Genomic DNA, 22,439 nt, shown 5'->3' on the forward strand with positions numbered 1-22,439 from the left:
CGCGCCGGGGGGGGGGGGGGGGGGGGGGGCGCGCGCGCCCCGCGCGCGGCCCCCCCCCCCCCCCCCCCCCCCCCCCCCCCCCCCCCGCCGCCCGCTTTCCGGGGACGGAACGCGAGGCCGGCGCCCAACTCGTGACAACGTCGCGCGAGTTGTGACACCGAACGCGCTCGGAGACGGGACGCGCAGCGAAACCGGGCGCCCCGCACGCGGGACGCCCGCCGAAAGACGGGACCTGCCGGGTGACCACCCCTGAACAGACGACCGGACAACCCGATCCCGGACCCAGCGGCTACGCGGCTGCCCGGTTGCGCCTCCTCCACGAGAAGACACGCCCCGGCCCGCCGCGCCGCGCCGCCCTGGCACGTCTCACCGACGACTGGCTGCACGCGCTGTTCACCGCCGCGGTACGCGAGGTGGGCGTCCAGGGCGCGGCCCTCGTCGCCGTCGGGGGCTACGGACGCGGTGAACTGTCCCCCCGCAGCGACCTCGACCTTCTTCTCCTGCACGACGGCGGCTCCGACGCCGCGGCGATCGCGGCTCTCGCGGACCGCGTCTGGTACCCCGTGTGGGACCTCGGGCTCGCCCTCGACCACTCCGTCCGTACGACGTCCGAGGCCCGCAAGACGGCCGGCCAGGACCTCAAGGTGCAGCTCGGACTCCTCGACGCCCGCCACATCGTCGGCGACCCGGCGCCCACCGCCGCCCTGCGCACCGCCGTACTCGCCGACTGGCGCAACCAGGCACCCAAGCGCCTCCCCGAACTCGACGAACTCTGCCGCGAACGCGCGGAGCGCCAGGGCGAGCTGCAATTCCTCCTCGAACCCGACATCAAGGAGGCACGGGGCGGCCTCAGGGACGCCACCGCGCTGCGCGCCGTCGCCGCGTCCTGGCTCGCCGACGCCCCCCGCGAAGGCCTCGCCGATGCCCGCCGCGCGCTCCTCGACGTACGCGACTCGCTGCATCTGACGACGGGGCGGGCCACCGACCGGCTCGCCCTCCAGGAGCAGGACGGTGTCGCCGCTGACCTAGGTGTCGAGGACGCCGACGAACTCCTGCGCCAGGTCTACGAGGCGGCGCGCACCGTGTCGTACGCCTCCGACGTCACCTGGCGCGAGGTCAACCGCGTCCTGCGCTCCCGCGCCGCCCGCCCCCGCTTCCGCGCCCTCCTCGGCGGCAGCAGGCCCGCCCCGGAGCGGACGCCACTCGCCGAAGGCGTCGTGGAGCAGGACGGTGAGGCCGTGCTCGCCAGGACGGCGCGCGTCGACCGCGACGCCGTGCTGCCGCTGCGCGCCGCTGCCGCCGCCGCCCAGTCCGAGCTGCCGATCTCCCCGTACGTCGTCCGGCGCCTCGCCGCCGCGCACCCGCTGCCCGTGCCGTGGCCGGCGGCGGCGCGCGAGGAGTTCGTCACGCTGCTCGGCGCGGGGGAGCCCGCCGTCGACGTCTGGGAGGCGTTCGAGGCCGAGGGCCTCATCACCCGCCTCATCCCCGAGTGGGAGCGCGTCCGCTGCCGGCCCCAGCGAAACGCCGTTCACACCTGGACCGTGGACCGCCACCTCGTCGAGACGGCGGTCGCGGCGTCCGCGCTGACCCGGCGCGTGAGCCGCCCCGACCTGCTCCTGGTCGCCGCGCTGCTCCACGACATCGGCAAGGGCCTGCCGGGCGATCACTCCGAGGCGGGCGCGCCCGTCGCGCGCACCGTCGCGCTGCGCATCGGCTTCGATCGGACCGACGCGGACGTCGTCGCCGCGCTCGTACGCCACCATCTGCTGCTCGTCGAGACCGCCACACGGCGCGACCTGGACGACCCGGCCACCGTCAGCTCCGTCGCCGAGAAGGTCGACTCGCTGTCGACCCTCGAACTGCTCCACGCGCTCACCGAGGCCGACGCGCTCGCCACCGGGCCCGCGGCCTGGTCCGCGTGGCGCGCGTCGCTCGTCACCGACCTCGTCGGCCGCGTCGCCGCCGCCCTCGCGGGCAAGCCACCGGTCGCACCGCGCCCCGTGGTCACCAGCGCCGAGCAGGAACGCCTCGCGGTCGAGGCACTGCGCACCGGCGGCCCCGTCCTGTCCCTCCACGCCCAGCCGGAGCCTCCTCAGGAGGACGACGAACCCGAGCAGGTCGGCGTCGAGCTGCTCATCGCCCTGCCCGACCGCCCCGGTGTCCTGCCGGCCGCCGCGGGGGTCCTCGCGCTGCACCGTCTCACCGTGCGGGCCGCCGACCTGCGCGTCGTCGAACTGCCCACGGCGCTCGGCGACGCCTCCGACGTCCTGCTGCTGAGCTGGCGGGTCGCGGCGGCGTACGGCTCCCTGCCCCAGGCGACGCGGCTGCGCGCCGACCTCGTACGCGCCCTGGAAGGCTCGCTGGACATCCGGGCCCGGCTCGCGGAGCGCGAGGCCGCCTATCCCCGGCGGCGTGGCACGCAGGCTCCGCCGCCCCGTGTGACGGTGGTGCCGGGCAGTTCGGAGCTCGCCACCGTCATCGAGGTTCGCGCCCAGGACGCCCCCGGTCTGCTGCACCGGATCGGGCGGGCGCTGGAGGAGGCGGCGGTACGGGTCCGCAGCGCGCACGTGTCCACGCTGGGCGCGAACGTGGTGGACACCGTCTACGTCACGCGCGCCGACGGGACCCTCCTTACGGACGGCGAGGCGTCGACGGTCGCGAAGATGGTGGAGGAGGCACTGCGCGGCTGACCGCGCGGTCCTCTGTACGGTGCGCGGAAAGTCGGCGTACGGGGCGCGCACGGGGCGGTGCGACGCCGCGGCGAAGGGCCCCGTACGGGCATTCACACCGGGCAGGGCCCCCCGTCTTCGCCCGGCCGGATACCCTGGAGAGCAATCCACCCTGCCCCCGACCCCTGAGGACCTACGAGCGCCGTGTTCGATACCCTCTCCGATCGCCTCTCAGCGACTTTCAAAACCCTCCGCGGCAAGGGGCGGCTGTCCGAGGCGGACATCGACGCCACCGCCCGCGAGATCCGCATCGCGCTCCTCGAGGCGGACGTCGCGCTCCCCGTGGTCCGCGACTTCACCGCGAAGGTCAAGGAGCGGTCGCGCGGGGAGGAGGTCTCGCGGGCGCTCAACCCCAGCCAGCAGATCATCAAGATCGTCAACGAGGAACTCGTAGGCATCCTCGGCGGCGAGACGCGGCGCCTGCGCTTCGCCAAGCAGCCGCCGACCGTGATCATGCTCGCGGGTCTCCAGGGTGCGGGCAAGACGACCCTCGCGGGCAAGCTGGGCCTCTGGCTCAAGGGCCAGGGCCACTCCCCGCTGCTGGTCGCCTGTGACCTCCAGCGCCCCAACGCCGTGAACCAGCTCGCCGTCGTGGCCGAACGCGCGGGCGTCTCCGTGTACGCCCCCGAGCCCGGCAACGGCGTCGGCGACCCGGTGAAGGTTGCCAAGGACTCCGTCAAGTACGCGAAGGACCGGGTCCACGACGTCGTCATCGTCGACACCGCAGGCCGTCTCGGCATCGACGAGGAACTGATGCGGCAGGCCGCGGACATCCGCGACGCCGTCAGCCCCGACGAGGTCCTGTTCGTCGTCGACGCGATGATCGGTCAGGACGCGGTCAACACCGCCGAGGCGTTCCGCGACGGCGTCGGTTTCGACGGCGTCGTGCTGTCGAAGCTCGACGGCGACGCCCGTGGTGGTGCCGCGCTCTCGATCGCGCACGTCACCGGCAAGCAGATCATGTTCGCCTCCAACGGCGAGAAGCTGGACGAGTTCGACGCGTTCCACCCGGACCGCATGGCGTCCCGCATCCTCGACATGGGCGACATGCTCAGCCTCATCGAGAAGGCCGAGCAGACCTTCAGCCAGGCCGAGGCCGAGAAGATGGCCCAGAAGCTGGCGAAGGGGCCCAAGGAGTTCACGCTCGACGACTTCCTGGCGCAGATGGAACAGGTCCGGAAGATGGGCTCCATCTCGAAGCTGCTCGGGATGCTGCCCGGCATGGGGCAGATGAAGGACCAGATCAGCAACCTCGACGAGCGGGACGTCGACCGTACGGCCGCGATCATCAAGTCCATGACGCCGGGCGAGCGGCACGAGCCGACGATCATCAACGGCTCACGCCGGGCGCGTATCGCCAAGGGTTCCGGCGTCGAGGTCAGCGCCGTGAAGAACTTGGTGGAGCGGTTCTTCGAGGCCCGCAAGATGATGTCGAAGATGGCGCAGGGCGGGGGGATGCCGGGCATGCCGGGCGCCCCGGGCTCCGGCGGTGGTCCCGGCCGGCAGAAGAAGCAGCAGAAGCAGGCCAAGGGCAAGCGGCGCTCCGGCAACCCGATGAAGCGCAAGGCCGAGGAGCAGGCCGCCGCGGTACGGCGCGAGGAGGCGGCGCAGGCGGGTGGCGCCTTCGGCCTTCCGGCTGCCGACGCGGACAAGAACTTCGAACTGCCCGACGAGTTCAAGAAGTTCATGGGCTGAGGCCCGCTCTCGGCCGGACGGACGGGCGGCGGCCGGGGCGGGCGCCCCCGGCGCCCTCCCTACCGCAGGTACCGCGCCCGGCCGAGCAGCGCCTCTCCCGTCGTGAGGGCGCCCACGTCCAGGCCGAGGGCCGCCGCGGCCGTTGCCCCGACGTCCGCCAACGTGGCGGCGTCCGGCAGGAGTTCGATCCCCGCGGCGTCCGGGCGGTGGATCAGGACGGGGACGTACTCGCGGGTGTGGTACGCGTGGCCGATCGTGGGGTCGTTGCCGTGGTCGGCCGTGACGATGAGACGGTCGCCCGGCGCGGTGAGCAGCCCCGTCAGCTCGCTGAGTCCCACGTCGACCTGCTCCAGGACGCTTCCGTAGCGCCCCGTGTCCTGCTGGTGGCCCGCGAGGTCGCTCTCCTGGACGTTCGCCACCACGAGGCCGCCGCGCCCGCCCCGTACCGCCGTCAGCGTGTGCTCCAGCACCTCCGCCGTCGCGACCGCCGGGCGCCGTACAGCCGCCTCGCACGCCAGGATGTCCGCGGCCTTGCCGACGAGGGTGACCGGGAGACCCGCCCGGGCGGCGATGTCGGGCAGTTGTCCGGTGTGGTCGAGTTCCACGCCCAGATGCCGCACCTGGAGCCCGCCGTTGCGGTAGAAGCCGGTGGCCGGCGTGTCCAGCCCGACGGTGCCGCCGTCACCGTCACGTACGTACGTCGCCAGCGCCCCGTCCGCATGGCCGCCGACGGCGATCACGCGGGCGACCGGCGCGACCGCCCGCACCGTGCGGGCGATGGAGACGATGCGGTCGAAGGACATGTCGTCGAGGCGTCCGGAGGCGTTCCAGTTGATGCCGGGGTCGGCCTCCAGGTTGTCGTGGACGAACACGGCGCCGTCGACGAGCAGGAGCGGCTGCCCCCGCAGGGGCTCGACCAGGTGTCCCGCCGACTTCAGCGCGTCGCTCACCTCGTCGAGATGCCCGGCGAGCGGAGCCACCGTGACCCGGCTGAAGTCCGCGCCCATCATGGTCTGATGCCCGGCGAAGGTGTCCGCCCCGGGGTAACCGAGGGCGGCCCGGCCCACGGCGACGGGGCGGCCGGTCCGGCGGGCGAGATCGGGGTGCGGATGGATGAGGCCGAGGCCCAGCGCCCCGAGCGCGGGCAGTTGGAGCGGCCGGCCCAACGACGCGCGGCAGTGGTCGAGGACATGCCCGCAGGTGTCGGCGGTGAGGTCGCCGGGGCGTAGCGCCCCCGCGTCCGGCATCGCGCCGACACCGAATCCGTCGATGACGACGATCACGGTCGTGCTCATTGGCGCTGGCTCCTTACCGGGCCCGTCCCTGGGCGTCGTACAGGCCGGTCAGCCGGGGTTCTCCGGTGGAGAGCCCGGCGACGACCGCGACGGTCGAGCGGGTGACGAAGATCTGGGTGCGGAAGGCGAGTACGGCGGTGTCCCCGACCTCGACGTCCGCGGCGTGGATGGGGCGTTGGAGCAGCCGGTAGTAGTCGATGTTCTCCGCGGGCGCGTCCTCCACGGGCAGGCGCAGCCCGGTACGAGGCAGCAGGGCGTCGCGGATGTGGGCGCGGGGGTAGAAGCCGCCGCCGTGGAGCGCGGGCCGCCCGTCGGCGAGCGTGTGGGCGACCTCGCTGACGTACACGTAGGCGGGACGTTCGGGCTGCTGGTGATCGACCGCGTGCAGGGGGGTCGTCCCGGTCAGGGCGTGGCCCGGTTCGCCGTGTGTGGCGCCGAGGTCGGCGAGGAGGGGGAGCGTGGCCATGGAGGTGGCACTCGGTGCGCTGAGCTTCAGCTTTTCGTGCCCGCGCGCGGCCAGCAACTCGCGCGCCGTGATCGCGAGTTGGAAGTTCTGCGTAGCGGTCGGCGCGCCGGTCAACGGATCACACAGGACACACGGGAACGCTGTGACGCCCGCGATCCGGATGCCCGGCAGTGCCTCGGCCGCCGCGGCGAAATCATCGAGCCCGGCGATCGGTACGCCGCCCTCCTGCCCCGGATAGACCTTGTCGGTGCCCTCCAGCCGTACGAGGACGTCCTGGACGAGGCCGAGCCGCCGGGCGGCGTCCGAGACGGCGCGGGCGTTGGCGAGGTCGAAGACGGTCACCGTCTCCGGCCGCCAGCCGAGCATCTCGGGCAGCTGACGGGGCGGGATCTGTACGAGGTGGCCGAGGTTGCCGGCCCGTGCCCCCGCTTCGTGCAGCAGGCGCGCCTCGTACGGATCGATCGCCGCGAACCGGGGGATGTGCCGGGCGATCGCCCGGATCAGCACCGGATTGCGGCCGATCTGCTTGACCACGAACCAGAGCGAGAGGCCGAGCCGTTCGGCCTCACCGGCCAGCAGCGCGGCATTGGCCTCCACGGTGTCGGCGTCGATCACGTACGTGTCGGGCGGAACGGCGCCGGAGCGGTGCAGCGAGACCGCCACATCGACGAGTTCGGGGTTGCGGGCCAGGACGGCGTCCAGGAACACGGTCAGTCCTTCAGGTCGTACAGCGAACGGCGGAGAATCTCGATCACCAGATCGGCGCCGGCCCGCATGGGGTTGATCCGCACGGTCCGGTCGGCGAGTTCCGGAGCGTCGTCGAGGGACGAGCTGGACATCCGGTAGAAGAGCGGGGCGATCTCGTAGCGGGAGTTGGAGCCTACGGGGTACGGCGCGGCGCCGTACCGCGCCGCCGCCGCGGGCAGTTCACGCGCGACGGGGCGGTCCAGGCGTACGAGCAGACAGCGGTCCTGCGCGTTCGCGATCCGTACCTCCGCCACACCGGGCACCTCACCGGCGGCGAGCCGGTCCGCGATCTCGGCCCCGACCTGCGACTGCACGGCCCACATGACGGGGACGTGCGTGAGGGCGCGCAACGCGTCCAGCGCCTGATGGCCCTGCACCTGACCGCCGCCCGAATAGTTGTCGGCGCGAACGCGCTCCACGACATCGGCCGCCCCGACGACGGCGCCGACCCCTTCCGGCCCGTGCAGTTTGAAGAGCGAGAAGCACGAGGCGTCGGCGCCCAGCTCAACTCCGCACGACGGGGCGCGCATTACCGCGTAGTTGTCGTCCACGATCGTGCGCACCCCGGTGGCCCGGCAGGCCGCGAGGACGTCCGCCATGTCGTACGAGTCGGCGAGCCGCTGCCGGCTGTGCTGGATGTACGCCCACCCGAACTCACCCGAGTCCAGGGCCCGGCGGAGCGCCGCGCCATCGTTGAAGTCCGCCTCGACGGTGCGGACTCCGAGTCCGCGCAGCGTCACCGCGGTGGTGCGGTACACCGGTGCCCGATGGATCAGCAACGGGTCACCGGGACCGACCGCGCCCTGGAGGGCGGCCCGGATGGCACCTGTGCCGGCGCCCTGCACCAGTGCGGCGTCCTCGGCGCCGAAGAAGTCGGCGAGCACCGACTCGACGCGCGCGGTGGTACGGGGCCGGCCCAGGTCCGGCACCACGCCCGCGTCCGCCTCGAAGAGCTGCTGACCCTCGAACCGCGCCGCGACACACTCCAGCAGCCGGAACTGCGTCCGGACCGCGTCGTCCAGCGGGATCGTCGCCAGCGGGAAGGTCCGCGGCAGTTGTACGGACATCTCAGTGGTTCTCCTTCGTGTCCGCACCGGTCAGGAACCGGAGCGGATTGCGCCGAGTCATCAGATCGATCAGGTCCTCGCCCACGCCGGCCGCGCGCACCCGGGGCAGGAAGGACCGGAAGAGATACCCGTATCCCTGACCGCCCTCCGACCGCAGGTAGGCGTGCCGGGAGATGTCGCAACTGAGCAGGACCCGGTCGGCGTGGCCGGCCTCCACCAGCGCCAGCAGAAGACGCAGCCGCGTCGTGTCGCTCTGGTAGCTCTCCTTGCCGACGGTGTCGAAGGCGACGTACGCACCGCTCGCCGCCAGCTCACGGTGCACCGTCGAGTCGTCGAGGAGGTCCTGGTGACCCAGCGAGATCCGGTGGGGTGGCAGACCGGCGCCGGTGAGCAGTTCCAGCTGGGCGAGAGCGCCGCGGCCGAGCTGGGCGTGAGTGGCGACCGACAGGCCCGTGGCGACGGCGGCACGCGCCGAGGCCAGCAGGGCGCGGGTCTCGGGCTCGGTCGGCGTGTCGCCGTGACTGCCGATCTCGCCCAGTACGCCGGGCCGGATACCGGTGTCGCCGAAGCCCTCGTCGATCTCCTCAAGGAGGATCGCGGTCAGCTCCTCGACGGACGCCCCGTCCAGCTCCGCCGGGTGGAACGGCTCGTAGTACCACCCGGTGGCGGCCACCACCGGCACCCCGGACTCCGCCGAGATCCGCGCCAGGGCGCGCGGTCGGCGCCCCATGCCCCGGCAGGTCAGCTCGACGACCAGGCCGAGGCCGTACTCCTCGCGCAGAGCCGCCAGTTCCGCGGTGACGGTGGCCCCGTGCCGGTCCGCGTCGAGCACCGCCGCACCCTCCCCGGCACGGTCGAGATCGAGGACCAGGTGCTCGTGGGCGAGTACGGGGCCACGTACGGCGGAGACGGGCAACGGGCCGGTGACGGTGCGCAGATGGTGCGGAGGCCGTACGTCGTCATCGGTGCGACGCGCGGTGCCGGAGTCGGCGTGCTGCATGGTGCGGTGGCCTTCCTGTGTGGTGCGTATGCGCGACGGCGGTCCCGTGGCGCCCCTACCCCTTGATCGGAGTGAACAGATCCAGCCAGTAGAGGACGTTCAGCAGGACGCCGCCCACGATGACCGCGGCGGGTGCCGCCGCCATCCGCACCACGGGGCGCCCCATCGACTCGTTGAGCAGGTAGAGCCCGCCCACGATGAGGATGCCGAGCCCCCCTCCCATGACGTTGGCGGCCATCAGCGAACCGAAGAGGATGGCGAGCCCCAGGGCGTCACCGATCGCGCTGCGCAGATGCTCGGAGGAGTCACGGACACTGGGCAGCTTTCCGAGAACCTTGCCGATGGCGGAGAGCGCCAGCACCTCGATGGCGAAGACCGCCGCGCCGACGATGGCGGCGACGAACGGGTTCGGCATGAGGTAGCCGATGGGGTAGACGAAGGTGAAGCCCGCGATGCCGTACGCGCCGGAGGCCAGCGCGGTCGTCGCGATCAGCGGTACGAACCCGAACGCCCGGTAGAAGTCCACCTGGGCGGCCTCCGCGTAATCGCCCTTGGCGATCAGGAAGCTCGTCGCCTCACCGCCGCCGAACACATGCGACTGGGCCAGGACACAGACGCCCGCCCCGAGCAGCATGAACAGCGGCAGATGACGGCGCAGCCGCAGCGCGCTCGCGCTGAAGAGCGAGGCCATCGGATCCTCCGCGGCGTCCGCCGGCCCGGACTTCCCCTCCTGGGCCCCGTCGCCCGCCGCTGCCGCCTTCGCCGCCTCGGCACGGTCCGACTTCCGCTGCGTCATGTCCTTGTTGACGGCGAAGCCGATGAGCGTCAGGACGCCGACGGCCATCGCGATGGAGCCGGGGAAGATGTCGGGCCAGACCTTCATCGTCATCACGACGAGCGCCAGCTCGACGACGGCGGCTATCGCGCCCCGTAGCCGCCCGAACTGCTTGGTGATGGCGAGCACCGGGAAAAGCGTGAACAGGAACAGGATCGGCGTCGACATCTGCTGGAGCGCGGTCAGGAAGTCGACGGGCAGGTCGTGGGCGAGGCTGTTGGCCCCGTTGAGGCCGAACACGACCACGGCGCCCCACGCGCCGCCGAGCAGCGGCGCGATCCACTTCTTGGGCGACAGGATGCCCAGGATGTCGGTGGGCAGGAAGACCAGCCACGGGTTGAGCACGCCGGTGGACAGCGCCATCGGGGCGCCGAGGCCGAAGATGAAGCCGGCGGAGAGACCGAAGGACACGGCGGTGGTCGCGTTGCGCGTGGACCGGCCCTGGATGAAGTCGAGCATGAAGGGCCGCACGCCGTCGTTGAACACGGCCAGTGCCATATGAGAGATGAACGCGGTCAGCGCACACAGCGCTATCACGGTCAGTTGCTGTGCCAGCGAGAGATCGAGGTCGGTCGAACTCGCTGCGAGGACGCTGTTCACGGGATTCACTCCTCAGTGCCCGGCGGGGACTTGGCCCGGCGCGGGGTCTTACGAGGTCTGTCGAGCCCGTACGGGGCTCGTACGGGGCCGTCAGCCGCGCGCGGCGATGGCGCGGGCCATGAGCGGGGCGATCACGTCGATCTGGTCGATGGCGAAGCCGAAGACCTTCTTGCCCTCCGAGAGCAGGGCGTTCACCTCGTCCTCCGTGGGCACGGAGCGGCCGAAGGTGTGGCACGCGGGTTTGCCGAGCAGTCCGACGAGTACGCCGAGGGAGGCGCCCGCGCCGGTGTGGCAGGTGCCGAGGTAGTAGTCGGCCTGGCCGCCGCGGAGTTTCATCGCGGCGTCCATGTCGTTGGAGACCGCGACCTCGATGCCGTCGAGGCCGAGCTTCTTGACGGTCTCGGTGACCTCGGCCTTGCCGACGCCGCCGGTGAGGATCTTCGTCATGGCTGGTTCCTTCTCATGTCTCGTGCCGTGGGGGCGAGTTCTGGTCGAGCAGGGCGAGGTGCAGTCCGAGGAAGTTGATCTCTGAGTCGGGGAGGGGCGCGCCGAGTTCCGACGCCGCGCGTGCGGAGACGGCGCGGGCCCGCTCCACCGCCCTCGGGTGTCCGGCGAGTTCGGCGGTGATCTCGGAGTCGGTGGGAAACTCCGCGATCGGTGCTCCGTCGAGCAGTCTCGTGAGCGCCATCATGAGGTGACTGGTGAGCGTGCCGGCGGTCTCCTCGGTGACGGTGCGGCCCTCGGCGGCGAGGGCGTCCAGCTCCGCGGTCACGAACTCGGCGGCCTCGGGGCGGACTTGGCCGCCCTCGCGGAAGAGCTGGATACGCAGGGCGAGCCGGTCGTCCATGGTGGGTCCCCTCCTTCAATACGACAGTAACCAGGATTTTGGATTTTGAGCAGAGGCTCGGCTTCTTCTTTTTCTCCGGGGGCGGGGCCCGCCCCGACGGGGCGGGCCGGACGGGGCGGGCCGGACGGGGCGGGCCGGACGGGGCGGTACCCGGACGGTCAGTACGACGGGGCGCGCTCACCTCGCAGTACCTCTGCCTGGCAGGTGGTGACGAGCGACAGGTCCAGGGAGTCGCGTACGGCGCCGAGCGCCTTGGCCCCCTCGGTCCTGCCGATGATCGCGGCGCTGGAGTTGCGCGAGGACAGATCGCGGGTGACCTCGTCGCCCAGCGGCAGCACGTCCACGCCGGCGCCGAGCCGGTCCTGGACCTCGTCGAGGTTCCACAGGGTGGCGTCGACGCGGTCGTGGGCGAACAGGTCGCGCAGTTGCATGTACGACGCCTCGACCCACCTGATGTCCGCGCGTCCGGCGAAGACGCGCTCCGCGAGTATGCGCTGGTCCTCGGAGGCGTGGTCGACGGCGACCCGCAGCCCGTCGGTCTCCAGGGCCGCGCCGTGTCGCAGCAGCAACCCGTGGGCCCCCACGTACGTCCCGGGCCCGAGATCCGCGACCAGTTCCACGGGGCGCTCCTCGATCAGCCGGTCGGCGGCGAAGCGCGACAGGACCACCAGGTCGACCTTGCCCTCGATCAGCGCGGTGGTGCGGGTCCCGGCGCCGCGCATGAAGGTGATCGCGAACGGCGCCCCGGCCTGCTCGAACGCGGCGCGCAGTCCGGTGGCCAGCCCCTCGTACCGGTGCGAGTACGGCAGCGGCATCGCTGCCAGGAGTGTGCCGAGCCCCGAGAGCCGCCAGAGGACGGAGCGGTCGGAGTCCACGAGGAACGTGCCGAGGTGGCCGCGCGCGGTCGTACGGATCGCGCCGGCCGTCTCCAGGAGCTGGAGGGCCGCCTGGACGGTGCCGTTGCCGACGCCCAGCTCCTCGGCGAAGTCACGGACGCGGGGCAGCCGGGTGTCCGGTTCGTGGTTGAGCAGCAGGACGGCGAGCTGCTGGGCGGCGAGGCCGTTGCGCGTCAGGAAACGTTCATCGAAGCCGGTCACAGAAGGGACAGTAACCAGGATTCTGGATACTGACAAGAGCCTCTGCCGTATGTCCACGGCCGGGGCCGGCCCGTCCTCTCCGCGTTCGCTGCCGCCTCCCCGCACCCGCACGCGGTGCCGTCCGCCGCGCCGGTTCGCTCCCCGCCCGGAGCCGCTGTGCCAGAGGCCACCCCGTCGCGACGTACGGCGCGGGGGTGGCCTCTGTCCTCAAGCCATCACGTGCGGCGTTGTCAGGGCGTGCGCGCGATCAGGTAGCGGAAGACGTTCGGCATCCATACGGTGCCGTCGCGCCGGACATGCGGGTGAAGCGCCTCGGTTATCTCCTTCTCCACCTGCGACTGGTCCGTCGCCCGCACCGCCGCGTCGAACACCCCGGTCGACAGCAACCCCCGCAGGGCGCTCTCCATCCCCGCGTATCCGAACGGGCAGGACACCCGGCCCGAACCGTCCGGCTTCAGGCCCGCCCGCGCCGCCACGTCCTCCAGGTCGTCCCTGAGCGGCGGACGGTAGCCGCCGCCCTTGCGAAGCCGCTCCGTCAGCCGCCCCGCCACCCGCAGAACGCCCGACGTCGCGCACCGCTCCGGCGGACCCCAGCCGGCGAGCACCACGGGGGTGCCGCGTTCCGCCAGCGGAACCGCCTCCGCCAGCGCGGGGCCGAGCCCGTCCGAGTCGCCGGAGGCGACGCCGATGGGCTGGAAGGCCGTGATCACGTCGTAGGAGGAGCGCCTCGGCCCCCTGGGCGGGCGCTCCGCCTCCGCGACCGCGGTCGCGCCACCCGTCAGTACGCGCGCCCGTGCCCGCCCGCCGAACCGCCCCGACGGGGCGGCCACGGCCCTCCCGGGCGACGCCGGCGGCGCGGCGTGCGCCATAGGGCGCTCGTCCTGGACGAGCCGCTCACGGGCCAGTGCCACGCGTTCCTGATCGGCGTCCACCCCGGTGACGTGGGCGCCCCTGGCGGTGGCGATGAGCAGGGCCAGTCCTGAGCCGCAGCCGAGGCCCAGCAGCCGGGTGCCCGGGCCCACCTCCAGGCGCTCGTACACCGCCTCGTAGAGCGGCACCAGCATCCGTTCCTGGATCTCGGCCCAGTCGCGGGCGCGCTCGCACGCCTCTGTAGAAGGGTCTGTCGAGGCCGCGTTCACCTGCTGCTGGTGGTGCTGGACGAGCGTACGAGTCATGGATAGCGCCCCAATCCGGCGAGAGGTCCTTGTGCCCTGATTGACAGCCCCCGTGTACGTGCGCGTCTTCGTTCCCCGTATGTCAGGGAACTCCGCATCCGTGCCCGCGTCCAGTGGTTCGCGGGCAATCCTTGTGTGCTCCGGTTGTGCGCCCCGGCGCACAGAAAATCGCTCTCACCGGACGTTGTCGCCCTACGGTGCGAGCCTCCGCCGAAACGTCACTGGCCGCGCCCTGTCGGCCGCCGCTCCACCCGTGCGCCGAGCGCGCGCGGGCAAGGCGGAGCGGCGTACGAGGGCCGTCGACGGGCGTCGGCGGAGATTGCGCCGAACGGGTGACGGTGCCCGGGCGGGATCTCTCAACTCCCCCTCACCCGCGCCGGTATCGGGTGAATCCGCGTGGCCTGCCCCGGGCGGGGCCGATGCCGGGGATCTGCGGCGCGCCCGTTAATGTCGTTCTTGTGGCCCCGCTCCGCCCCGTCCTTCCAAGGACCACGCACCGCGGACCCCGGATCGCGGGTACCGAGGCCGCAGGGATGTCGGCACGGCTGCCCGCGCGACGATCGGGGCCTCAGGCTCGATCTGGTGTACGTATTTCTCCTACGCGTCCAGACGTAGCCGGTACTACGTACCGCCTTGTGGCGAGAAGCGAGGCTTCTCCGCAGATCTACGCACCCGCCCTCGTCAGGACGCATCAATGGCAACTGACGGGTACGTGCAAAATATTTGGGATGCCCCGGAATGGAACCCGGGAGGGCCCAGGCTCGTTGTTCACGACGTGAGCACGACACCACCTGTCCTCGCCGCAGAACTGGCGCAGGCGTGGGCCGAGATTCAGCGGCACCACACCGAGCTGCCCGATCTTGCCGCGCCAGAGTCCCTGATCGGAGAGTCGTCGTCCGCCTGCGGCGCCGAGCTCTCCTTCGAGCGACTGCTTCATGAGGCAGTCCACGGCATCGCCGCCGCCCGGGGTGTCCGCGACACCTCCCGGGCCGGCCGCTACCACAACCGCCGATTCCTCGCGATCGCCGAGGAGTTGGGCCTGGACCATTCCGACGAGCCGCATCCCAGCAGTGGTTTCTCGCTGGTATCACTCAACCCGGAGGCCAGACGGCGCTACCGCCCCACCATCGAGCGCCTCCAGCGCGCCCTCGCGGCGCACACGGTCGCGACGACGTCCGACACCGAGCGCAGCTTCCGCGGCCCCGCCGCGCGGCACGGCTCGTCGGGCGGCGGGGTGCGTGTGAAGGCGGTCTGCGACTGCGGCCGTAACGTGCGCGTGGTTCCGTCGGTCCTCGCCCAGGCCCCGATCGTCTGCGGCGGCTGCGGCAAGCCGTTCCGCATTCCGGAAGTGGTCGCCGCTGCGAGCTGAGCACCACCACCGGCCCGCCCGGCCCCGGAGCCGCCCCGCGCAAGAGCGGGAGCGAGCCGCTCCGGTCGGGCGGGGCGCGGCGCGCCCGAGGCGTGTGGCACAATGACCAGCTGTACTCGACAGTCGCACAGGACCCCTCTCTCCTCCGGCTGACGCGTCCATCGGGCACACGAGTACCGCAACCCCACGCGGCATGTCGATGTGCCCAACCACGTCAAGATCCAGGAGAGACCACTTCCGTGGCAGTCAAGATCAAGCTGAAGCGTCTGGGCAAGATCCGTTCGCCTCACTACCGCATCATCGTCGCCGACTCCCGCACCCGCCGTGACGGCCGGGCCATCGAGGAGATCGGCCTGTACCACCCGGTGCAGAACCCGTCGCGCATCGAGGTCGACTCGGACCGCGCGCGTTACTGGCTGTCCGTCGGCGCCCAGCCGACCGAGCCGGTGCTCGCGATCCTCAAGCTCACGGGCGACTGGCAGGCGCACAAGGGCCTGCCCGCGCCGGCACCGCTGCTCCAGCCGGAGCCGAAGGCCGACAAGCGCGCCCTCTTCGAGGCCCTGGCCAAGGACGGCGACGAGCCCAAGGGTGACGCCATCACCCCCAAGGCGAAGAAGGCCGACAAGAAGGCGGACGAGGCCGACGCCGCTGCCTCGGCGCCCGCCGCTGAGCCGACCGAGGCCTGAGCATGCTCGAGGAGGCTCTCGAGCACCTCGTGAAGGGCATCGTCGACAACCCGGACGATGTGCAGGTCGCCTCGCGCACCCTGCGCCGTGGCCGTGTGCTTGAGGTCCGGGTCCACCCCGACGACCTCGGTAAGGTGATCGGCCGCAACGGCCGCACCGCACGCGCCCTGCGCACCGTCGTGGGCGCGATCGGCGGCCGTGGTATCCGCGTCGACCTCGTCGACGTGGATCAGGTCCGCTGACAGAGTTGTGAACCGGCACGGGCCGGGGAGGGCCAAGGCCCTCCCCGGTCTTTGTCGTCTTCGCGACGCGGACGCGGAACGCCGCGGCGTCGCTCCGCCGCCACCAATGCCGGAGCAGCACAGAGGCCGTAGAGGCCGCAGAAGTTGGAGAACAGGGGCGTGTGCAAGTGCAGTTGGTAGTCGCGCGGATCGGCCGTGCGCACGGCATCAAGGGTGAGGTCACCGTCGAGGTGCGTACGGACGAGCCCGAGCTGCGGCTCGGCCCCGGAGCCGTACTCGCCACGGAACCGGCCTCCACGGGCCCCCTGACGGTCGAGACCGGCCGGGTGCACAGTGGCAGGCTCCTGCTGCGTTTCGCCGGGGTGAGCGACCGTACGGGCGCCGAGGCCCTGCGCAACACCCTGCTCATCGCCGAGGTGGACCCGGAGGACATGCCGGAGGACCCGGACGAGTACTACGACCACCAGCTCATGGACCTGGACGTCGTCCTGGCGGACGGCACGGAGGTCGGGCGGATCACCGAGATCACCCACCTCCCGTCGCAGGACCTGTTCATCGTGGAGCGGCCCGACGGCACCGAGGTCATGATCCCGTTCGTCGAGGAGATCGTGACCGAGATCGACCTCGTGGAGCAGCGGGCCGTGATCGATCCGCCGCCCGGCCTCATCGACGACAACGCGGTCGTCGCCGCCCCGGACGGTGCCGGAGCCGACGACGAGGGCGGCGTCGGAGCCGGCCCCGACGGTACGGACAAGGGCGAGTCGTCATGACGCCCGCCGCCACCCTGCGCGCCGATGTGATCACGATCTTCCCGGAGTATCTCGAACCGCTGAACGTCTCCCTCGTCGGCAAGGCACGCGCGCGTGGCCGCCTGGACGTGGACGTGCGCGACCTGCGGGAGTGGACGTACGACCGGCACAACACGGTCGACGACACTCCTTACGGCGGCGGCCCCGGCATGGTGATGAAGACCGAACCCTGGGGCGACGCCCTCGACGAGGCGATCGCAGACGGCTACGAGGCGGGCGCGCACCGCCCCGTCCTGGTCGTTCCCACGCCCAGTGGCCGCCCCTTCACCCAGGAACTCGCCGTCGAGCTCTCCGAGCTGCCCTGGCTCCTCTTCGCGCCGGCCCGGTACGAGGGCATCGACCGCCGCGTCGTCGACGAGTACGCGACGCGGATGCCGGTGTACGAGGTGTCCATCGGCGATTACGTCCTGGCCGGCGGCGAGGCAGCCGTACTGGTCATCATGGAGGCCGTCGCGCGGCTGCTGCCCGGTGTCCTGGGCAACGCGGAGTCCCACCGTGACGACTCCTTCGCGCCCGGCGCGATGGCCGATCTGCTGGAAGGCCCGGTCTACACCAAGCCCCCCGAGTGGCGCGGGCGTGCCATTCCGGACATCCTCCTCAGCGGCCATCACAGCAAGATCGCGCGGTGGCGGCGGGACGAGGCGTTCCGCCGTACGGCGCTCAACAGGCCCGACATGATCGAGCGTTGCGACGCCGCGGCCTTCGACAAGAAGGACCGCGAGATGCTCTCGATCATGGGCTGGGCGCCGGAGCCCGGTGGCCGATTTTGGCGCAGGCCCGAGGCCATGGAAGAATGAGCCGCTGCCGTACGTCCGGTGCGCGCCCCTGCCACAGGGGGAACGACGCCCATCCGACGAGAACGGCGCTCCGAACTTTCCTTTCGACATTCCGTTGATGACCTGTGGCATCAGCGAGGAAGCAGACGATCATGGCTCACTTGCTCGACACCGTCGACGCGGCGTCACTCCGCGCCGACCTCCCCGCCTTCCGCCCCGGCGACACCGTGAACGTCCACGTACGTGTCATCGAAGGCAACCGCTCCCGTATCCAGCAGTTCAAGGGTGTTGTCATCCGCCGACAGGGCTCGGGCGTCCGCGAGACCTTCACGGTCCGCAAGGTCTCCTTCTCCGTCGGCGTCGAGCGCACCTTCCCGGTGCACAGCCCGATCTTCGAGAAGATCGAGCTCGTGAGCCGTGGTGACGTACGTCGCGCCAAGCTCTACTACCTCCGTGAGCTGCGCGGCAAGGCCGCGAAGATCAAGGAGAAGCGCGACAACTGAGCCGAGGCTCGAACTCGCGCATGGTTCCACCGGACGGCCGGATAAGCTCTGAGCCCGATGGACACCGAACCACAGCACTTGGAGCGCGACCCTTCTTCCACACCCGCCACAGGGAAGGAAGAAGGGTCGCGCTCCGTGCGTATGCCGGGACTCCCGGGACTTCTGCGGGGACTGTCGTTGCGCAGGGCCGCAGGCCTGGGCGTACTCGTCACCGCTTCTCTCCTGCTGTTCAGCGCCTTCGTCGTGCAACCCTTCCTGATCCCCAGCGGGTCCATGGAGCCGGGCCTTCAGGTCGGGGACCGAGTGATGGTCAACAAGTTGGCGTACCGTTTCGGTACCGAGCCGCGGCGCGGGGATGTGGTGGTCTTCGACGGCGCCGGGTCCTTCGTCCAGGAGCCGGCGCGGACGAACGCCCTCACCGGGTTCGCCCACGGGGCGGCGGCGGCCCTCGGTCTCGCCGAGCCCGCCGAGACCGATTTCGTGAAGCGCGTGATCGGCGTGGGGGGAGACCGGGTGGTCTGCTGCGACGAGGAGGGGAAGGTCGAGGTGAACGGCCGGGCGGTCGACGAGCGGTATCTGTACTTCGGCGACGCGCCGTCCAGCGCGCCCTTCGACATCGTCGTACCTTCCGGCACCCTCTGGGTGATGGGCGACCACCGCAGCAACTCCCGCGACTCTCGTGACCACTTGGGCCGGCCCGGCGGCGGCACGGTGCCCGTCGACAAGGTCATCGGGCGGGTGGACTGGATCGGCTGGCCGCTGGGCCGCTGGGCCGCGGTGGAGGGCACCGACGCGTTCAGGGACGTAACCGCCCCGGACGGCGCCCATGGGTAACCGAGGACGGCCAGGGGGCCACCGGTCCGACTCCCGGCTGCCGACAGGCACCAGACCCACCACAGGGCGCGCCCTGCCGGGGCGCGCGGAGCGCCGCAGGCTCGCCCGCAAGGTGAAACGGCGCCGTCGCCGCTCGGCGATGACCGAGATCCCGCTGCTGATCACCGTCGCGCTGCTCATCGCGCTCGTCCTCAAGACCTTCCTCGTCCAGGCCTTCGTGATCCCCTCCGGCTCCATGGAGCAGACGATCCGGATCGACGACCGGGTGCTCGTGGACAAGCTGACCCCCTGGTTCGGCTCCCGGCCCGAGCGTGGCGACGTCGTCGTGTTCAAGGATCCCGGCGGCTGGCTCCAGGAGGAGACCGAGGTGCCCGCCGACGACCCGGTCGTCGTCAAGCAGGTCAAGCAGGTCCTCACCTTCATCGGACTCCTGCCGTCCGCCGACGAGCAGGACCTGATCAAGCGCGTCGTCGCCGTGGGCGGCGACACCGTGAAGTGCTGCGACAAGGACGGGCGCATCGTCGTCAACGGCGTGGCGCTGACGGAGCCGTATCTGAACCCCGGCAACCCGCCGTCGAAGCTCGACTTCGAGGTGAAGGTGCCGACGGGGCGGATCTTCGTCATGGGTGACCACCGGTCCAACTCGGCCGACTCGCGGTTCCATCTCGACGACGAGTTCCGCGGCACCGTCTCGGAGGACGAGGTCGTCGGCCGCGCCGTCGTCATCGCCTGGCCGCTGGGTCACTGGCGGCGGCTGGAGGAGCGCGGGACGTACGCCTCCGTACCGGACGCGCGTGCCGCACCGACCACGGCGCTCGGCCCGTCGAATAGTGTGTCCTCTCAGGATCGGAACGGAATGATCCTGCTCCCGACCCCTGCGGAACTCCCGCTCGTTATGGGAGTAGTGGGCCTGCTCCGTCTCCGGAGCGGGCGGTTGCACGGACTGAGGAGTGGATGTGGGGGATTTGGCCGTCGGCGCACGATCCGGGCACGGTGAGCCCGAGGACAGGCCCGAGCAGCTCGCCGAGCCTTCCGTCGGTTCTGTCGGTTCCGCCGCGGGGACCCCGTCCGCGGGCGCGTCCGCGGAGGTGAACGCCGGGGCGGACGAGCGGCGGGGCGGTGGATCCGAGGACGGTGGCCCCGAGGACGGCGAGTCCGGGGACTACGGGGCTTCGGACCCGAAGAAGCCGCGCTCGTTCTGGAAGGAACTGCCTCTCCTGATCGGTATCGCGCTGCTGCTGGCGCTGCTGATCAAGACCTTCCTGGTGCAGGCCTTCTCGATCCCCTCGGACTCGATGCAGGACACCCTCCAGCGCGGGGACCGCGTGCTCGTGGACAAGCTCACGCCGTGGTTCGGCGCGGAGCCCGAGCGCGGCGAGGTCGTGGTCTTCCACGACCCGGGCGGCTGGCTCGACAGCACGGAGGCCCCCGAGCCCAACGTGGCGCAGAAGTTCCTCAGCTTCATCGGCCTCATGCCGTCCTCCGAGGAGAAGGACCTCATCAAGAGGGTCATCGCGGTCGGCGGCGACACGGTGGAGTGCAAGAAGGGCGGCAGCGTCCAGGTCAACGGGAAGGCGCTCGACGAGAAGTCGTACATCTTCCCCGGAAACAGCGCCTGTGACGACGAACCGTTCGGACCGATCACGGTGCCCGACGGCCGGATCTGGGTGATGGGCGACCACCGGCAGAATTCGCTCGACTCCCGTTACCACCAGGAGCTGCCCGGTCACGGCACCGTCTCCACGGACGAGGTCGTCGGCCGCGCCATCGTCATCGCCTGGCCGCTCGACCGGCTCTCGACGCTGCCCGTGCCCGACACGTTCGACCAGAAGGGCCTCAACGCGGCGGCCGTGGCGACGACTGCCGCCCCGGCCGTGCTTGGCTTCGCCGGCGCCGTACCGCTGGTGTTCTGGCGCAGGCGGAGGCTGACCGGGGGACGTACCGCCGGGTAGGGTGCCGTCCCAGATCGCCGATCCGGCGATGATCATTCTCCGGGACGGGGGACGGCTGGGATGAGCGCGACAGGACGTACGAACGGCGGCCACGGCCGCCTCGGCAGCGCGCTGTCGGGGCTGGCCGTGGCCGTCGGCTGTGTGCTCTTCCTCGGCGGGTTCGTCTGGGGGGCGGTGGAGTACCGGCCGTACACCGTGCCGACGGACTCGATGGACCCGACGGTGAAGGCCGGCGACCGGGTCTTGGCGCAGCGGATATCCGGCGACCAGGTACGGCGCGGCGACGTCGTGGTCTTCAAGGACGCCCAGTGGGGCGACATGCCGATGGTCAAGCGGGTCGTCGGCGTCGGGGGCGACAAGGTGGCCTGCTGCGGCTCCGGGGGGCGTCTGACGGTGAACGGGAAAGCGATCGACGAACCGTACGTCCAGCGGATGCCCGGCGGTCTCGCGTCCACCACGGGCTTCGGGGCCACGGTCCCGGAGGGACAGCTCTTCCTTCTCGGCGACGAACGCAGCGGGTCGCTGGACTCACGGGTCCATCTTCAGGACCAGGGGCAGGGGTCGGTGCCGCGCTCGGCGGTGACGGCGCGGCTCGACGCCGTGGCGTGGCCGCTGGGCGGTCTGGTCGAGCGCCCGCGGGCATTCGCGGCGCTGCCCGGCGGGGTGTCGGATCCGGGGCCCGTCACGCTGGTGGTGGGCTCCGTGGTCCTCGGGGCGCTGCTGATCCTGGGCGGCGCGGCGTACGGGCCGGTCGTACGGCGGCTGGGCGGACCGCGGCGTACGGGGCGGACGGGGCGGACCGACGGCGAGGTGTCGACCGGTGTCCGGTGACGCGCCGAGGAAGGTCTCACGGGTCGTGCTGCTCGACCCGGACGACCGAATTCTGCTGATGCACGGGTACGAGCCCGGCGACCCCGCGAACGACTGGTGGTTCACGCCCGGCGGCGGCCTGGAGGGCGACGAGACGCGGCAGGAGGCCGCTCTGCGCGAGCTGGCCGAGGAGACCGGCATCACAGAGGTGGAACTCGGGCCGGTTCTCTGGCGCCGTACCTGCTCCTTTCCGTTCGACGGGCGGCGCTGGGACCAGGACGAGTGGTACTTCCTGGCACGTACGGCGCAGACGGAGACGACCGTCGAGGGGCAGACGGAGCTGGAGCGGCGCAGTGTCGCGGAGCTGAGGTGGTGGACCTCCGCCGAACTGTCGACGGCGCGTGAGACGGTGTATCCGACCAGGCTCGCCGGGCTGCTGCGCACGCTGCTCGACGAGGGTCCTCCGGGTGCACCGGTGCTTCTCGCCTCTGAAATCGTCTAGGGGCGCACGGGGCCGGAGCACAATAGGGGGACGTACGGCTGAAGGGGAACATGCCATGAGCGCCGAGGACCTCGAAAAGTACGAGACCGAGATGGAGCTGAAGCTCTACCGGGAGTACCGCGATGTCGTCGGTCTTTTCAAATACGTGATCGAGACCGAACGACGCTTTTATCTCACCAACGACTACGAGATGCAGGTGCACTCGGTGCAGGGCGAGGTCTTCTTCGAGGTCTCGATGGCGGACGCGTGGGTCTGGGACATGTACCGGCCGGCCAGGTTCGTCAAGCAGGTGAGAGTGCTCACGTTCAAGGACGTGAACATCGAGGAGCTGAACAAGAGCGACCTGGAGCTGCCGAGCGGCTGAAGCGGATGAACGGGGTGTGTGGCTGAGCGGGCGTGTGGC

The 22,439-nt window shown here is 71.4% G+C and carries 23 protein-coding genes; 14 read left to right on the plus strand and 9 right to left on the minus strand.

All coding sequences use genetic code 11. From position 1 onward, the window contains the following. Positions 1 to 239: 239 nt before the first annotated feature. Positions 240 to 2,690, plus strand: coding sequence for a [protein-PII] uridylyltransferase (locus ACFYNU_RS37365; RefSeq protein ID WP_356593914.1), 2,451 nt, complete (start codon positions 240 to 242; stop codon positions 2,688 to 2,690). Between the two features lie 183 nt (positions 2,691 to 2,873). Next, on the plus strand, positions 2,874 to 4,424 hold the full coding sequence (gene ffh, locus ACFYNU_RS37370) for a signal recognition particle protein (protein ID WP_356593916.1): 1,551 nt from the start codon (positions 2,874 to 2,876) through the stop codon (positions 4,422 to 4,424). A gap of 59 nt (positions 4,425 to 4,483) precedes the next feature. On the opposite strand, the gene ACFYNU_RS37375 is transcribed toward ffh, so the two are convergent. The 9 genes from ACFYNU_RS37375 to ACFYNU_RS37415 form a co-directional block, all read right to left on the minus strand. Continuing rightward, positions 4,484 to 5,719 (minus strand): phosphopentomutase, encoded by a 1,236-nt coding sequence (locus ACFYNU_RS37375; RefSeq protein WP_356593918.1) that lies wholly within the window; start codon positions 5,717 to 5,719, stop codon positions 4,484 to 4,486. 13 nt (positions 5,720 to 5,732) lie between these two features. After that, positions 5,733 to 6,893: an alanine racemase gene (locus ACFYNU_RS37380; RefSeq protein ID WP_356593920.1), complete on the minus strand. Its 1,161-nt coding sequence runs from the start codon at positions 6,891 to 6,893 to the stop codon at positions 5,733 to 5,735. Positions 6,894 to 6,895: 2 nt separating this feature from the next. Further along, a complete protein-coding gene (locus ACFYNU_RS37385; RefSeq protein WP_356593922.1) occupies positions 6,896 to 7,999 on the minus strand; it encodes an aminotransferase class V-fold PLP-dependent enzyme in 1,104 nt (367 codons plus the stop codon). Position 8,000: 1 nt separating this feature from the next. Beyond that, positions 8,001 to 8,999, minus strand: a complete 999-nt coding sequence (locus ACFYNU_RS37390; protein WP_356593924.1) for a phosphotriesterase — start codon at positions 8,997 to 8,999, stop codon at positions 8,001 to 8,003. A gap of 55 nt (positions 9,000 to 9,054) precedes the next feature. Then, the gene (locus ACFYNU_RS37395; protein ID WP_356593926.1) at positions 9,055 to 10,434 is read right to left on the minus strand and encodes a YhfT family protein; all 1,380 of its coding nucleotides are present in this window, start codon (positions 10,432 to 10,434) and stop codon (positions 9,055 to 9,057) included. Positions 10,435 to 10,524: 90 nt separating this feature from the next. Next, positions 10,525 to 10,881, minus strand: a complete 357-nt coding sequence (locus tag ACFYNU_RS37400) for a DUF2620 domain-containing protein (protein ID WP_356593928.1) — start codon at positions 10,879 to 10,881, stop codon at positions 10,525 to 10,527. A gap of 13 nt (positions 10,882 to 10,894) precedes the next feature. Beyond that, positions 10,895 to 11,281 carry a transcriptional antiterminator gene (locus tag ACFYNU_RS37405; RefSeq protein WP_356593930.1) on the minus strand — a complete coding sequence of 129 codons (387 nt, stop codon included), beginning with the start codon at positions 11,279 to 11,281 and terminating at the stop codon, positions 10,895 to 10,897. Positions 11,282 to 11,439: 158 nt separating this feature from the next. After that, a complete protein-coding gene (yhfZ, locus tag ACFYNU_RS37410; protein WP_356593932.1) occupies positions 11,440 to 12,378 on the minus strand; it encodes a GntR family transcriptional regulator YhfZ in 939 nt (312 codons plus the stop codon). 230 nt (positions 12,379 to 12,608) lie between these two features. Then, positions 12,609 to 13,553 (minus strand): methyltransferase domain-containing protein, encoded by a 945-nt coding sequence (locus ACFYNU_RS37415; RefSeq protein ID WP_388768588.1) that lies wholly within the window; start codon positions 13,551 to 13,553, stop codon positions 12,609 to 12,611. Positions 13,554 to 14,328: 775 nt separating this feature from the next. Here ACFYNU_RS37415 and ACFYNU_RS37420 point away from each other — a divergent pair. The 12 genes from ACFYNU_RS37420 to ACFYNU_RS37475 all read left to right on the plus strand — a co-directional run bounded on the left by ACFYNU_RS37420 (position 14,329) and on the right by ACFYNU_RS37475 (position 22,400). Next, complete coding sequence (locus ACFYNU_RS37420) at positions 14,329 to 14,922, plus strand: hypothetical protein (RefSeq protein ID WP_356593934.1); 594 nt, start codon at positions 14,329 to 14,331, stop codon at positions 14,920 to 14,922. A 239-nt stretch (positions 14,923 to 15,161) separates the two neighbouring features. Continuing rightward, on the plus strand, positions 15,162 to 15,608 hold the full coding sequence (rpsP, locus tag ACFYNU_RS37425) for a 30S ribosomal protein S16 (protein WP_356593936.1): 447 nt from the start codon (positions 15,162 to 15,164) through the stop codon (positions 15,606 to 15,608). Between the two features lie 2 nt (positions 15,609 to 15,610). Continuing rightward, entirely contained in the window at positions 15,611 to 15,850 is a 240-nt protein-coding gene (locus ACFYNU_RS37430; protein WP_003980229.1) for an RNA-binding protein, read from the plus strand. Positions 15,851 to 16,017: 167 nt separating this feature from the next. Then, entirely contained in the window at positions 16,018 to 16,620 is a 603-nt protein-coding gene (gene rimM, locus ACFYNU_RS37435; RefSeq protein ID WP_356593938.1) for a ribosome maturation factor RimM, read from the plus strand. 14 nt (positions 16,621 to 16,634) lie between these two features. Beyond that, the gene (trmD, locus tag ACFYNU_RS37440; protein WP_356594029.1) at positions 16,635 to 17,456 is read left to right on the plus strand and encodes a tRNA (guanosine(37)-N1)-methyltransferase TrmD; all 822 of its coding nucleotides are present in this window, start codon (positions 16,635 to 16,637) and stop codon (positions 17,454 to 17,456) included. A gap of 131 nt (positions 17,457 to 17,587) precedes the next feature. Next, positions 17,588 to 17,938, plus strand: coding sequence for a 50S ribosomal protein L19 (gene rplS, locus ACFYNU_RS37445; protein ID WP_356593940.1), 351 nt, complete (start codon positions 17,588 to 17,590; stop codon positions 17,936 to 17,938). Positions 17,939 to 17,995: 57 nt separating this feature from the next. Then, the gene (lepB, locus tag ACFYNU_RS37450) at positions 17,996 to 18,772 is read left to right on the plus strand and encodes a signal peptidase I (RefSeq protein ID WP_356593942.1); all 777 of its coding nucleotides are present in this window, start codon (positions 17,996 to 17,998) and stop codon (positions 18,770 to 18,772) included. After that, positions 18,765 to 19,769, plus strand: coding sequence for a signal peptidase I (gene lepB, locus ACFYNU_RS37455; RefSeq protein ID WP_356593944.1), 1,005 nt, complete (start codon positions 18,765 to 18,767; stop codon positions 19,767 to 19,769). The genes lepB (ACFYNU_RS37450) and lepB (ACFYNU_RS37455) overlap by 8 nt, the downstream gene beginning before the upstream one ends. After that, entirely contained in the window at positions 19,738 to 20,724 is a 987-nt protein-coding gene (gene lepB, locus ACFYNU_RS37460) for a signal peptidase I (protein WP_356594031.1), read from the plus strand. The genes lepB (ACFYNU_RS37455) and lepB (ACFYNU_RS37460) overlap by 32 nt, the downstream gene beginning before the upstream one ends. A gap of 60 nt (positions 20,725 to 20,784) precedes the next feature. Further along, positions 20,785 to 21,555 carry a signal peptidase I gene (gene lepB / locus ACFYNU_RS37465; RefSeq protein WP_356593946.1) on the plus strand — a complete coding sequence of 257 codons (771 nt, stop codon included), beginning with the start codon at positions 20,785 to 20,787 and terminating at the stop codon, positions 21,553 to 21,555. Beyond that, a complete protein-coding gene (locus tag ACFYNU_RS37470; RefSeq protein ID WP_356593948.1) occupies positions 21,545 to 22,036 on the plus strand; it encodes an NUDIX hydrolase in 492 nt (163 codons plus the stop codon). The genes lepB (ACFYNU_RS37465) and ACFYNU_RS37470 overlap by 11 nt, the downstream gene beginning before the upstream one ends. Before the next feature lie 55 nt (positions 22,037 to 22,091). After that, positions 22,092 to 22,400, plus strand: a complete 309-nt coding sequence (locus tag ACFYNU_RS37475; RefSeq protein WP_003993268.1) for a DUF2469 domain-containing protein — start codon at positions 22,092 to 22,094, stop codon at positions 22,398 to 22,400. Positions 22,401 to 22,439: the final 39 nt, after the last annotated feature.

It is taken from the genome of Streptomyces sp. NPDC006643, from assembly GCF_042870175.1.
Classification (GTDB): Bacteria; Actinomycetota; Actinomycetes; order Streptomycetales; family Streptomycetaceae; genus Streptomyces.

Bases quoted from the DNA above. Each gene is read 5' to 3' on its own strand.
- lepB (WP_356593942.1), top strand. From the start codon at position 17,996: ATGGACACCGAACCACAGCACTTGGAGCGCGACCCTTCTTCCACACCC.
- lepB (WP_356593946.1), top strand. From the start codon at position 20,785: ATGAGCGCGACAGGACGTACGAACGGCGGCCACGGCCGCCTCGGCAGC.
- ACFYNU_RS37400 (WP_356593928.1), bottom strand. From the start codon at position 10,881: ATGACGAAGATCCTCACCGGCGGCGTCGGCAAGGCCGAGGTCACCGAG.
- ACFYNU_RS37415 (WP_388768588.1), bottom strand. From the start codon at position 13,553: ATGACTCGTACGCTCGTCCAGCACCACCAGCAGCAGGTGAACGCGGCC.
- ACFYNU_RS37375 (WP_356593918.1), bottom strand. From the start codon at position 5,719: ATGAGCACGACCGTGATCGTCGTCATCGACGGATTCGGTGTCGGCGCG.
- ACFYNU_RS37385 (WP_356593922.1), bottom strand. From the start codon at position 7,999: ATGTCCGTACAACTGCCGCGGACCTTCCCGCTGGCGACGATCCCGCTG.
- ACFYNU_RS37475 (WP_003993268.1), top strand. From the start codon at position 22,092: ATGAGCGCCGAGGACCTCGAAAAGTACGAGACCGAGATGGAGCTGAAG.
- ACFYNU_RS37405 (WP_356593930.1), bottom strand. From the start codon at position 11,281: ATGGACGACCGGCTCGCCCTGCGTATCCAGCTCTTCCGCGAGGGCGGC.
- lepB (WP_356593944.1), top strand. From the start codon at position 18,765: ATGGGTAACCGAGGACGGCCAGGGGGCCACCGGTCCGACTCCCGGCTG.
- ACFYNU_RS37390 (WP_356593924.1), bottom strand. From the start codon at position 8,999: ATGCAGCACGCCGACTCCGGCACCGCGCGTCGCACCGATGACGACGTA.
- rplS (WP_356593940.1), top strand. From the start codon at position 17,588: ATGGCTCACTTGCTCGACACCGTCGACGCGGCGTCACTCCGCGCCGAC.
- ACFYNU_RS37430 (WP_003980229.1), top strand. From the start codon at position 15,611: ATGCTCGAGGAGGCTCTCGAGCACCTCGTGAAGGGCATCGTCGACAAC.